This is a genomic window from Enterococcus alcedinis, assembly GCF_014635985.1.
Classification (GTDB): Bacteria; Bacillota; Bacilli; order Lactobacillales; family Enterococcaceae; genus Enterococcus_I; species Enterococcus_I alcedinis.
In genome coordinates this window covers 26,925-39,634 of record NZ_BMDT01000005.1, presented here as the reverse complement: position 1 = coordinate 39,634, position 12,710 = coordinate 26,925, and the positions used below count along the sequence as shown (strand labels likewise).

Below are 12,710 nucleotides of genomic sequence, written 5' to 3'. Positions count from 1 at the left end.
AATAATCTGTAAACACTCAAAAATATACTAGTAGTCCTTTCAATCGGACGCTATTTTTATTATAATGGAACTGTTCGGAAATTTTTAACATCAATTGATAATATTTTTTATATAAAAGGAATTAATAAAATTGAATATTTTAAGGAGGCTATTATCTGGAATGAAAAATTTTAGCAAAGGCATGGGTGTCTTACTAGTTGCAGCTCTGGCAATTGGCATTAACATCGTGGGGTTTCAACGTGTCAAACGTAACCAACATGCTCAAAAAATCGAACAAGTGGCTACAACAATTATTAGCCAACAAAAACAACTGGCAGACTTGGAAAAAGCAGTCGCAAGCGCCTATACGAATAATGAACAAGTCTTTCTAAAACCGACACTGACGAATGAAGACGTCAATAAAATGGAAGCAAGCGTCACACGCCTAAGAGTTTCAGCTGAGGACTTTGGCATTCAAGCGAAAGATTTGCCGACAGAAGCGAAAGATATCGCACAAGAAAAGGCGAATTTACAAAAGAAAGTGCAACGAATTGCAGATCAAGCGAAGATACAATCAGAAGTTGCTAGATTATTTATTAATGAAACCATCAATTGGGAAACTGTCGAAAATGACGTCATTATTGGACCAAAAGTTACCGAACAACAAATTAATGAAGTCAGCCAAAAAGTTCAAAGATTTGAACAATCGGCTTGGCAAGCAAACCTGGTAGAGTATCTAAGCTTTGCAGAAGCACAAGTAAAACGAATTGAAGAGTTAAGAACAGCTTTTGCCGAAATGTTAGTCGATGGAAATATTACCGAGGCGACAACCTATGACCGTTATTACAGTGTCAGCGAAAGCTTGAGTCAAGTACGTAATCCGGATGTGAAAGCAGAATTACTCGAACAATTAGAGACAATTAGTCAGCAACTCGGAATGGGAAGCGTCTATTAATAAATAAACACATCAATTGAGATGAAAAGAAAGTAGAGAAAACATGGAAGAAACAATTAGCTTAAAAGAAATTTTTGATATTGTCCGTAAACGGATCACAACAATTATGATTGCTACCTTTGTCGGACTAGGAATTGCGGGTGTGTTCACCTTCTTTATTGTGAGTCCTCAATATAGTTCCCGTGCCCAGTTAATCGTCTCATTGCCACAATCAGAAACAACTAGTGTCAATGACATCAACTTCAACTTACAAATGTTAAATACTTATAAAGATATTATTCTACAAGGAGATGGTCAGGCGACAGAGGTTCAAAACCGTCTTGCGGAAGAATACCAAATCAACATGACACCTAGCGAAATCAAAGCAGCACTGCAAGTGGTTCAAGCGCAAAACTCGCAGTTGTTCTCGATACAAGCAACAAGTGGCAATGCGAGTGACGCAGCAGCAATTGCAAATGTTACGGCAGAAGTCTTCCAAGAAACAGTCAAAGATATCTTAACCAACGTCGATACTGTTACGATTGTTTCAAGTGCTGTTGCCAGTACGAGTCCAGTTTCACCAAACAATTTCTTGAACTTAGCCATCGGTTTGTTTCTAGGGATGATGATCGGTCTTGGATTAGCCTTCTTATTTGAATTACTTGACCGAACGGTGAAAGATCCGAAATTTGTAACAGACACATTAGGCTTAACCATCCTAGGAACGGTGCCATTAATGACAGCCAAAGAAGCTAGTGCGTTATTACCTAAGAAGAAAAATCCAATAATCACCAAACCAAGCAAGCCAGCGACAGAGACACCGCGTCGTCGTCGTTCGAAAGTTTAGAAGGAGAAAAAAGCATGTCAAAACATCATCCAAAAGAATCATCGACGAAAGCAGTCGGCTTAATTACTTTAACCGATCCAACGTCGCCAATCTCAGAACAATTCCGTACCATTCGTACGAACATCCAATTCGCTTCTTCAAGTGACAAGCGACTACAAACGATGGTCATCACTTCATCAGGACCTGGGGAAGGGAAATCAACGACTTCAGCTAACTTAGCCGTCGTGTTCGCTAAATCGGGCCAACGCGTATTACTGGTTGATGCTGATTTACGTAAACCAACCGTTTACAAAACTTTCCAATTAAATAATGCAAAAGGCTTAAGTACGATTTTGAGTACAACACAAAACGTAACTGAAATTGCGCAAGACAGTGGTATCGAAAACTTAAGCATCTTAACGAGTGGTCCAAAACCACCGAACCCATCGGAGTTACTTGGTTCGGTCCGTATGAATCAAGTCATTCAAGAATTAAGAAACGCGTATGATATTGTAATCTTTGATATGCCACCAGTCGTAACCGTGACAGATGCGCAAATCATGGCTTCAAAAGTCGATGGTACGCTCTTAGTGATTCGTGAAAATGTAACGAATAAGGAATCAGTTGCCAAAGCATCTGATTTATTAAAACTAGTGAACGCTCGTATTTTAGGAACCGTTTATAACGGTGCAACACAAACAAAAGATCAAGGTTATTACTACTATTAAACCATTCAAAAAATAAAAAAGGATGTGAAAGCAATGATTGATTTGCATTGTCATTTGTTACCCGGTGTCGATGACGGCCCTGAAACAATGGAAGAAAGTTTAGCAATGGCCCAAACGGCAGTTGCACAAGGCATTACCCATCTCTTATGTACACCACACCATAACAATGGTCGTTACGAAAACCCTAAAGCATCAATCATTGCTGCCGTAGCCGAACTACAAGCAGCACTGGATACTGCGGCCATTCCACTAACCGTCCTTGAGGGGCAAGAAGTTCGCATAACGGGTGAACTGATTGAGGACTTAACTGCAGACAATCTACTATTTACCGACTTAAATGACACGTATTTGCTGATTGAATTTCCATCAGCCGATGTGCCAGCCTATAGTGAAACATTATTATTTGAATTAAGAGGACTGGGGAAAATCCCAGTGATTGTGCATCCTGAACGGAATCGTTACTTTATGGAAGATCCCGATCGTTTAATACCTTATCTAGACATGGGATGCTTGGCGCAATTAACTGCGCCAAGCATTGTTGGTATTTTCGGTAAGAAAATCCAAAAAATCGCCCACGAAATGGTCGAGCGCAACCTCGTACAAATGGTTGCATCGGATGCACATGGCATTAACAAACGTCCCTTTTATTTAAAGGAAGCGTATAATGAAATCGAACAAAAATATGGCAAGCAAGTCGTCGAACAAATGCAACAAGTCGCAAAAGACTTGGTCAATGGTGATGACGTCAACTATCCAGGGTATAAGGAAAAAAAGAAAAAGAAATTTGGGTTATTTTAGGGGGAGTTCGACTTGTTTGAGTTAACAAGAAAACGTAAAATCGCCATCGTATTGAGTGTGGATCTATTGATTTTGCTCTTTTCAAATATTACGGCGTATTATTTTATGAAACCATTCTTGAATACAACGATAGATTCGATTCAATTAATGACGGTCTTGACCATGGGGACTTATGTCCTATTTGGGGTTGTATTTAAAGTCTTTACGAGGATGAATCGCTACACGAATTTAAGTGAAATGTTTGCGATTTTGTTAACGACAATTAGCATGTCGCTCGTTAGTTTACTTGGTGTTTGGCTGATAGCCGATACATTCAGTAAACGGACGATAAGTTTTATCTTTTTATTGAGCACGTTTTTGATTATCATGAGTCGCCTGACATGGCGCTTATGTGTTGAATACAAAAATAAACGCCTCCGTGGGAAAAGTACAGGTGTCAAACGTACGTTGGTGATCGGTGCCGGTGAAGGTGGAAAAATACTGATTAATAGTATTATGAATTCACCGACGGCCGAAGGGATTCAAGTTGTGGGCTTTGTCGATGACGACCCGAATAAGCAACGTATTTATCTAAGTGGTGTCCGTGTCTTAGGTACGACTAATGACTTATTAGAACTAATTGAAAAATATGAAATTGAAATGGTGACCGTGGCAATCCCGTCACTCGACCGTAAAAAATTACGCCAGATTGTCGATTTATTAAAAACAACGACAGTCAAAGTCAATACGATGCCATCGATGGAAGACATAGCCTCTGGTAAAGTCAGCATCTCACGCTTACAGAATATTGACGTGGTCGATTTATTAGGACGTGACGAAGTCCAGCTTGATATGAACAAAATAAAAGACCAGCTAACCAATCAAGTGATCTTAGTGACTGGTGCAGGTGGTTCAATCGGTTCAGAGATTTGTCGTCAAGTCATGAAATTCAATCCAAAAACAATGATTTTACTAGGACATGGTGAGAATTCGATTTATTTAATTGAACGTGAACTACGTAATAACTATCGACCAACAAATACAACAATTATACCTGTGATTGCCGATATTCAAGACCGTGAACGGATATTCGAAGTGATGACAACGTATCAACCGCAAATTGTCTATCATGCAGCAGCACATAAACACGTGCCTTTAATGGAATACAATCCAAAAGAAGCAGTCAAAAACAATATTTATGGGACAAAAAATGTTGCAGAAGCAGCGAAAGCCAATCATGTTGGGCAATTCGTAATGGTCTCAACTGACAAGGCGAATAATCCGCCGAATGTGATGGGTGCAACAAAACGAGTAGCTGAACTAATCGTAACAGGTTTAAACAAAAATAGTTCAACGAAGTTTTCAGCCGTACGATTTGGGAATGTCTTAGGTTCACGAGGCAGTGTCATTCCAGTCTTCCGAGAACAAATTGCTAAAGGCGGACCGATTACGATTACTGATTTTCGAATGACTCGCTATTTTATGACGATTCCAGAAGCGAGTCGCTTAGTTATCCAATCCGGAGCCTTAGCAGCTGGTGGTGAAATCTTCGTCCTTGATATGGGAGAACCAGTCAAAATTGTTGATTTAGCTAAGAATATGATTCGTTTGAGCGGTTTCCAAGCAGACGAAATTGAAATTGTTGAAAGTGGTATTCGACCAGGTGAGAAGCTCTATGAAGAGTTACTACTTGATAGCGAACGTAATGACGAGCAAGTATTTGAAAAGATTTTTGTTGGGAATATTACAGGACCATCATTAAATGATGTGTTAGATTTTGTGGAGAATTTACCAAGTGGGAATAAAGAATTAGCAGAAGTCTTAGTGGCTTATGCGAATCGAAAATAAAATATAGGGGTGCAAGGGATGAAAGAAAAAATTTGGCTTTCTTCACCACATATGAGTGATGAAGGATATGAGAAAGAATACGTACAAGAAGCATTTGATACGAATTGGATTGCACCTTTAGGAACGAATGTAAATGGATTCGAAAAAGAATTAGCAGAGTACGTTGGGATTGATCATGCTTCTGCTTTGAGTTCAGGTACTGCAGCGATTCACTTAGCACTGAAGGCAGCAGGTGTTGGTCAGGGTGACATTGTATTTTGTCAAAGTTTAACATTTTCAGCAACAGCTAACCCAATTGTTTATGAAAAAGCAATACCTGTTTTTATCGATAGTGATGAAGAAACATGGAATATGAGCCCTGAAGCTTTGGAAGAAGCATTCCGAAAATATCCAGAAGTTAAAGCAGTTATAGTTGTTCATTTGTACGGATTGTCCGCAGATTTAGATGCTATTGTAGCCTTATGTAAAAAGCATAATGTAGTATTAATCGAAGATGCAGCAGAGTCACTAGGAACAACATACAAAGGAAAGCAGACTGGAACATTTGGTGATTATGGTATTTTCTCTTTCAACGGAAATAAAATTATTACAACTTCTGGTGGTGGTATGCTTGTTTCAAATGATGAAGAAGCAATTAAAAAATCTAGATTCTGGGCAACACAATCTAGAGATCAAGCGAGACATTACCAACACAGCGAGATTGGTTATAACTATCGTATGAGTAATGTTGTGGCTGGAATTGGTCGTGGACAATTAAAAGTCTTGGATCAACGAGTAGCAAAAAAACAAGCGATTTATAATTTTTATAAACAAGAATTGTCTCATTTAGAGGGCATTCAATTTATGCCAATTAATGATTGGAACAATCCAAATTGTTGGTTAACCAGTATTACGTTAAACGGTAAAATTACACCGACACAATTGATGGACGCTTTAGAAGAAGAGAATATTGAATCACGTCCAGTTTGGAAACCGATGCATATGCAACCAGTTTTTGAGCAATATGACTACGTAGGAACTAATGTAGGTCAAACATTGTTTGAAACAGGGGTTTGTTTACCAAGCGATACAAAAATGACCGAAGCAGATTTAGAAAGAGTCGCTAAGATAATTAAAGGGTTGTGGGAAAATGTATAAACTGTTCTTTAAACGAGTAATTGATATTATTTTGTCACTCGTAGCTTTGATTTTACTTTCTCCAATCTTAGTAATCGTTGCAATTTTAGTACGAGTAAAATTAGGTGGACCAGTTTTATTTTCACAAAATCGTCCAGGTAAAAATGAAAAGATTTTTAAAATGTATAAATTTCGAACCATGACTGATGCGCGAGATGAGAAAGGTGAGTTACTACCTGATGAGATTCGGTTGACTCCGTTCGGAAAATTATTGCGAGCAACAAGTTTGGATGAACTACCAGAGTTATGGAATATTTTAAAAGGTGACATGTCAATTGTTGGACCGAGACCATTATTAGTCCAATATTTACCACTGTATAATTCAGAACAAAAGCGTCGCCATGAAGTACGTCCAGGTCTAACTGGATTGGCACAAGTGAGTGGACGCAATTCGATTAGCTGGGAAGAAAAATTTAAATTAGATGTGAAATACATTGATGAGTTGAGCTTCATTAATGATGTTAAGATTGTTTTTCTAACAGCTAAGAAGGTTTTTGTTAAGGAAGGAATATCATCAAACACTTCTATGACAATGGAGATATTTGAAGGGACGAAAGAAGATTAGTTATGGAAAGAAAAAAACTGATTATTATCGGTGCTAGTGGACACGGAAAAGTAGCCGCAGATATCGCACTAAAAATGAATAAATGGGATGAAATCTTGTTTTTAGATGATTACTCTACAAAGGATAATCTGTTGAATTTTCCAATAGTTGGTTCGACTAAGGATATACTAAAGTATAAAGAAGTAGCTGATTTTTTTATAGGTATTGGTGATAATAAGACCAGAGAGGGAATATTTAAACAACTAGATGCATTAGAAGTATCGATAGCGACATTGATTCATCCGAGCGCTGTTATTGGTATTGATGTGTCAATTTCTAGAGGGACTGCGATTATGGCTGGTTCCATAATTAATCCGTCAACAAAAATTGGGCAGTGTGCAATTATAAATACTGGTAGTAAAGTAGATCATGATTCTACAATAGGAGCATTTGTCCATCTATCCCCAGGTGTGAGTGTAGCTGGTAATGTGAATGTAGGGAAGCGAACATGGTTGGGAATTGGGAGCGTAGTGAGTAATAATATTGAAATCTCTAAAGATGTCGTAGTAGGAGCAGGTTCTTTAGTAATTCATGATATAGTGAATAGCGGAACTTATGTAGGTACTCCAGCAATAGAAATAAAGAAGTAAAGTAGGCGAGAAAAATGTTTCTTTTTAAAATACTATTTTATGCAAGTGGTTTGATTATCTTTTGGGCTATGGTAGGCTATCCAACGTCATTAAGAATAATTAATAAACTGTATACTATAAATAAACTTAAAAAAAATTACACACAGCAACCCACGGTAACAGTCATGGTTGTTGCCCATAACGAAGAAAAAGTAATTTTAGATAAATTGAATAACATTATAGCATTAGATTACCCTAGAGAGAAGATAAAATATTTAATTTCTTCAGATAATAGTACAGATAAAACGAATGCTATTGTGGAGAAATTTATTGAGGAACACCCTAATTATAATATTCAATTGTATAAAGTAAAAGATAGAAAAGGTAAGACAAATGCTCAGAACGAGGCGCATAAATTAGTGGATACAGAATACCTTGTTATGACCGATGCAAATGCAATGCTAAAAAAAGATGCCATAAAAGAGTTGATGTCTTCTTTTATCTCAAAAGATATAGCTTATGTGACTGGTAAGTTAATTTACGTTAACAATGATACTAATGATATCAGTAATGCAGAGACTAGTTATTGGGATAGTGATTTACAAATAAGGGATATCGAGAGTCGGATTCAAACGATTACTGCTGGAAATGGTGCATTGTATGCGTGCCGTACTGAGGATTATGTCGATTTTAATCCGATAAAATCACATGACAGTGCGATGCCGCTTTATTATGCGCTACATAATAAAAAAGCGATTGCTAACCATGATGCGATAGCCTATGAAAAAGCTGGAGAAGTTGTCGAAGATGAATTTGGTAGAAAAGTTCGAATGAATAGAATTTTGCTAGGACATATTCTTCCAACTGTAAAAATATTGAATGTTTTTAAATATAAATGGTTTTCTTATTTTTATTTTGGTCATAGAACATGTCGTTATCTATTATGGATAGCTCATTTCCTACTCTTAATATCAAGTCTGGTGTTATCAAGTAATGGTTACTTGTATTTATGCGTATTTTTACTTCAAATAATATTTTATGGATTGTCTGTTATTAAGATGATAACAAGAACAGAAAATAAATATTTAACTTTAGTTTATTATTATACCGTAACGATAATTGCACAATGGGTAGGAGTTTATAGAACAATCACGGGAAAGTCAAAACCATTTTGGGAAAAAGCAGAGAGCACAAGATAAGGAGAAATTATGGAAGTATTAGTTTCTTGTATGAATAAGAGTAAAGATTTATATAATGAAATGAACATTCAAACAAATGCAATAATAGTTAATCAAAATAACGATGTATTTTCTTTTGAAAATCATACTATAAATAATCATCGATGTAGAATATTTAATATGATTGAAAAAGGTGTAGGGTTGAGTCGGAATAATGCTTTGATGCGTGCGAAAGACGATATATTAGTAATGGCTGATGACGACGAAGTATTTGTAGATGGATATGAAAAGATTATCCTCGAGGCATATGAAAAAAATCCAAAAGCAGATATGATCGTATTTGATGTGAGGATTCATGAAGGTAACATAATTAATAATAGAGTTAAAAAAAATGGAAGAGTTAATTTTTTTAACTCGTTGAAATATGGAACAGTTACCTTCACATTTAGAAAAAAATCTATACTAAAAAATAATATATTTTTTTCTTTATTATTCGGTGGGGGATCCAAATACATGTCTGGAGAGGACAGTATATTTATTTCTGAAGTATTGAGAAAAGGATTGAGAGTATATAGTTGTGCTGAAGTTATAGCAGATGTGTATAATGATGAATCTAGTTGGTTTACTGGTTATAACGCTCAATACTTAATTCATAGAGGGGCGCTTTTTAGTGCTATTAACCAAAAGATGTCTATATTTTTAATTATTCAATTTGCCTTAAGAAAAAGAAAATTATTTAGTGAATACTCTGTAAGACAGATGGTTTGTTTGATGCTCAAAGGCAAAGCTGAGTTTGAACAAACCATTAATTAAATTTGTCGTCTCAAAGGTTATATTTAATGTTACTGAGGACAAAGTGACAGAAGGAGAGTTTAGAGAGTGCCGTACATATTATTAGTGTTATTAATAATGTCATTACAATTTATAGGAGGTAAAAGACGATTAGAAGTCGCCTTTATTATCTTATTTATATTTGCCGCAATTCGAGGGAATGGGAGTGGGGATTATTTTACGTATCTTCAGTATTCAAAAGAAATTAAATCAATAAGCGATGTTTTAAATACTAACTTCCCAATGGAGATAGGATTCCGAATTATATCATTTATTGGAAATAAACTTTCTTTAAATTCTCAATTTGTCATAGCTGTTATGAATTTAATTAGTTTAAGCTGCGTATACATTTTTATTAAAAGATACTCAAAAGATAAAATGCTCTCAGTATTATTATTTCTACCGTTATATTTTCAGTTGGATATGCATGCAGCTCGAACAGCAGTATCTGTAGGGATAGGTTTATTAGGGTTTGAGTATATTAAGGATAAAAAAATTATAAAATTTACTATTATTGTAATTCTCGCAAGTATGTTTCATAAAACCGCATTGATTTTATTTCTTCTATATCCTCTAGTAAGGATTCGGCTGACTGATTTTACCAAAATAGTGATATCATTTGTTCTTTTGATAGTAACTACTTTTATGTCATTGAAAAATATAGTTGATTTAATTTATAATTTATTTCCAAACAGAACTATAGCTATTAAATTAAGTAATTACGTTATATCTGAAAGATATGGATATGAGTATAGTTTGCTTGATCCTCGCTTTATATTACTATTAGTAATATTTATTTTCTCGCTATATTTATTAGAAAATAATGATTATATTGATTTTTTGCTTAAAAATATCATTTGGATCAATATTGTTGCTATCATTTTTTTAAGAGAAAACACATTTTTTATTACAAGAGTAACCTCATACGTTAATATATATACTGTTATTGCTATCCCAAAGATGATATATAACTATAAGATGGGTATTGAGAATGGAAAGATGTCCTATCATACTTATAGAGCGTTGACAGTATTTGTTTATACATTGTATGTAATTGCATTGACAATGACGTATGTTCCTTATAAGATATTTTTCCTATAGTTGAAATTGAAAAAAATTTTACTAGATAGAAAGCGGACTTTAAATTACAAGATTTTATTTTATATAAAAACTTCCTGTATTGAGGCTACGCAGGCTAATATTAATATTTTTGAGTTCTCACAAGGAGAACAGTTCGACGAAAATAGTTATACAAATTAGCTCATATAAGTGTTTATATGGTTTTATATATTTTTTTCGTAGTAGAATATTTGAAAGGGAGTTACTGAAATGAATATTAAAAAATACAAGATTACTGATTTTTATAAAATATTCAAACGACTAGAGTTAAAGTTTAAATATATCTATTTTAAAAAAAACTTAAATACAAAGAAAAAATATCAAGACTCCGACTTTTCAGATATTAAAATAAATATGAACTTTTATTTTAGTTATATAGATAGTGAAAAGGTTTTTACATATTATCAAGAAAATGAATCGATTCGCAATTTTTCCATTAGTGAAGCGGAAGAAGTTTTAAATCATAGTTTCTATGTACTCGGACCAAATCCTATTAAAATAGAAAAAAATATAAATTGGAATAAAGACTACATATCAGGTTATATTTGGAAAGAAGATTATTATAGAGATATTAAAATAATAGACTTTTCTAATACTTCGGATGTTAAAAGAGTATGGGAATTATCAAGATTTAATCATCTTTTTACATTAGGAAAAGCTTTTTGGATAACGAAAGATGAGAAATATTATCAGGAATTTAAAGATCAAGTAATCTGTTGGGAAAAACAAAACCCATATTGCAATACTGTTAATTGGACGTGTGCAATGGAAGTTGCAATAAGAGCTATAAATTGGATATTTGCATATTTTCATTTCGAAGAGGTAATAAATCAAGACAAAGAATTTAAGAATAAGATAACGAAATTATTGTATATACATGGAGAGTTTATTTACAATAATCTAGAGAATTATAACAGATTAAGAAACAATCATTATATAACAAATCTAACAGGACTACTATATTTGGGCATATTTTTTTCTGAATCTAAGTATAGAACTGCAAAAAAATGGAAAAACAAAGCTATACGAGATTTGCATAGAGAAATAAAAATCCAGATTAATGAAGATGGTACATCATATGAGACATCCACTAATTATCATAGAGTAGATTTAGAGTTATTTCTACATTCTTATATGATAGGATGTTTAAATAATATTGAATTCCATTGTGAGTATAAAAACAAGTTGAAAGATATGTATATATTTTTAAAGAGTATTATGAAACCAAATAAACTTATACCGCTAATAGGCGATGTGGATAACGGTAGACTTTTAAGTATATCAAATTACTACGATGTGGATAATCGTGATTTTAGTTCAATAATGTCCATAACTGAATATTATTTAGATGTATTGAAAAATAGTGAAAATAATTTCTTTCAATATTCCGAAGATGTATTATGGCTCAGTAATGATGGAATACCCAAAATATTCGAAGAACCTGATTTATCTACTAAAAATGAATATGTTCAAGGTGGATTATATTTATTAAAAAACAAAAAAATTTATATGTTAATAAGAGCGGGGGACTTATCTCTTAAAGGTCATGGAGGGCATAGTCATAATGATCAGCTTAGTTTTGAGCTAAATATGAAAGGTATAGATATTATTGTTGATCCAGGATCATATACTTATTCAGGATCGATTGAATTGAGAAATAATGATAGGATGACCAAAAATCACAATACTATTTCAATTAATAATATTGAACAAAATGACTTCACTTCAGATATATTTTCTATGAAAGAACAAACGTTTTCTAAGATAATGAAATTCGATGATACAGAATTTGTTGGAGAACATTACGGATACGAAAATAAAGCGGGGATAATTCATAAAAGGAAAGTGAACTTAAAAAATAACGGAATTAAAGTTGTAGATATACTGAAGGGGAAAAGAGAGAATCATGATGTATATCAAAATTTTATTCTAGCTCCTGGCGTTAAGGTAAAGTTATTGGATGATAAAATAGTTCTTGTATCAAATGAGATTTCAATATATTCCAATTTATGTATAAATGACTGTGAAATATCAGATGTTTTTATATCTAAAGGATATGGGAAAAGAGAGAAAAGTAAGAAGATACAGAGAAGAATAAAAGAAAATATATATGAAACATCAACAGAATTCTATTTTTAAAA

12 protein-coding genes are annotated in these 12,710 nt (G+C 34.0%); all 12 read left to right on the top strand.

Annotation, left to right across the window (positions count from 1 at the left end; translation table 11 throughout):
* Positions 1–160: 160 nt before the first annotated feature.
* Positions 161–934 (top strand): hypothetical protein, encoded by a 774-nt coding sequence (locus IEV09_RS06695; protein WP_188367512.1) that lies wholly within the window; start codon positions 161–163, stop codon positions 932–934.
* 43 nt (positions 935–977) lie between these two features.
* Positions 978–1,760, top strand: a complete 783-nt coding sequence (locus tag IEV09_RS06690) for a YveK family protein (RefSeq protein ID WP_188367511.1) — start codon at positions 978–980, stop codon at positions 1,758–1,760.
* 14 nt (positions 1,761–1,774) lie between these two features.
* The gene (locus tag IEV09_RS06685; RefSeq protein WP_188367510.1) at positions 1,775–2,467 is read left to right on the top strand and encodes a CpsD/CapB family tyrosine-protein kinase; all 693 of its coding nucleotides are present in this window, start codon (positions 1,775–1,777) and stop codon (positions 2,465–2,467) included.
* 33 nt (positions 2,468–2,500) lie between these two features.
* Entirely contained in the window at positions 2,501–3,265 is a 765-nt protein-coding gene (locus IEV09_RS06680) for a tyrosine-protein phosphatase (RefSeq protein WP_188367509.1), read from the top strand.
* 12 nt (positions 3,266–3,277) lie between these two features.
* Complete coding sequence (locus tag IEV09_RS06675; RefSeq protein WP_188367508.1) at positions 3,278–5,092, top strand: polysaccharide biosynthesis protein; 1,815 nt, start codon at positions 3,278–3,280, stop codon at positions 5,090–5,092.
* Between the two features lie 18 nt (positions 5,093–5,110).
* On the top strand, positions 5,111–6,229 hold the full coding sequence (locus tag IEV09_RS06670) for a DegT/DnrJ/EryC1/StrS family aminotransferase (RefSeq protein WP_188367507.1): 1,119 nt from the start codon (positions 5,111–5,113) through the stop codon (positions 6,227–6,229).
* Positions 6,222–6,833 (top strand): sugar transferase, encoded by a 612-nt coding sequence (locus IEV09_RS06665; RefSeq protein WP_188367506.1) that lies wholly within the window; start codon positions 6,222–6,224, stop codon positions 6,831–6,833. Before IEV09_RS06670 ends, IEV09_RS06665 begins: the two co-directional genes overlap by 8 nt.
* A 2-nt stretch (positions 6,834–6,835) precedes the next feature.
* Complete coding sequence (locus IEV09_RS06660) at positions 6,836–7,462, top strand: acetyltransferase (protein ID WP_188367505.1); 627 nt, start codon at positions 6,836–6,838, stop codon at positions 7,460–7,462.
* A gap of 14 nt (positions 7,463–7,476) precedes the next feature.
* A complete protein-coding gene (locus IEV09_RS06655) occupies positions 7,477–8,640 on the top strand; it encodes a glycosyltransferase (RefSeq protein ID WP_188367504.1) in 1,164 nt (387 codons plus the stop codon).
* 9 nt (positions 8,641–8,649) lie between these two features.
* The gene (locus IEV09_RS06650; RefSeq protein ID WP_188367503.1) at positions 8,650–9,432 is read left to right on the top strand and encodes a glycosyltransferase; all 783 of its coding nucleotides are present in this window, start codon (positions 8,650–8,652) and stop codon (positions 9,430–9,432) included.
* A gap of 66 nt (positions 9,433–9,498) precedes the next feature.
* Positions 9,499–10,551: an EpsG family protein gene (locus tag IEV09_RS06645; RefSeq protein ID WP_188367502.1), complete on the top strand. Its 1,053-nt coding sequence runs from the start codon at positions 9,499–9,501 to the stop codon at positions 10,549–10,551.
* Between the two features lie 228 nt (positions 10,552–10,779).
* Positions 10,780–12,708, top strand: coding sequence for an alginate lyase family protein (locus IEV09_RS06640; RefSeq protein WP_188367501.1), 1,929 nt, complete (start codon positions 10,780–10,782; stop codon positions 12,706–12,708).
* The last annotated feature ends 2 nt before the right edge of the window (positions 12,709–12,710 follow it).

Coding starts and splice junctions, on each gene's coding strand:
- IEV09_RS06640 (WP_188367501.1), top strand. CDS start 10,780: ATGAATATTAAAAAATACAAGATTACTGATTTTTATAAAATATTCAAA.
- IEV09_RS06685 (WP_188367510.1), top strand. CDS start 1,775: ATGTCAAAACATCATCCAAAAGAATCATCGACGAAAGCAGTCGGCTTA.
- IEV09_RS06665 (WP_188367506.1), top strand. CDS start 6,222: ATGTATAAACTGTTCTTTAAACGAGTAATTGATATTATTTTGTCACTC.
- IEV09_RS06670 (WP_188367507.1), top strand. CDS start 5,111: ATGAAAGAAAAAATTTGGCTTTCTTCACCACATATGAGTGATGAAGGA.
- IEV09_RS06690 (WP_188367511.1), top strand. CDS start 978: ATGGAAGAAACAATTAGCTTAAAAGAAATTTTTGATATTGTCCGTAAA.
- IEV09_RS06680 (WP_188367509.1), top strand. CDS start 2,501: ATGATTGATTTGCATTGTCATTTGTTACCCGGTGTCGATGACGGCCCT.
- IEV09_RS06660 (WP_188367505.1), top strand. CDS start 6,836: ATGGAAAGAAAAAAACTGATTATTATCGGTGCTAGTGGACACGGAAAA.
- IEV09_RS06695 (WP_188367512.1), top strand. CDS start 161: ATGAAAAATTTTAGCAAAGGCATGGGTGTCTTACTAGTTGCAGCTCTG.
- IEV09_RS06655 (WP_188367504.1), top strand. CDS start 7,477: ATGTTTCTTTTTAAAATACTATTTTATGCAAGTGGTTTGATTATCTTT.
- IEV09_RS06650 (WP_188367503.1), top strand. CDS start 8,650: ATGGAAGTATTAGTTTCTTGTATGAATAAGAGTAAAGATTTATATAAT.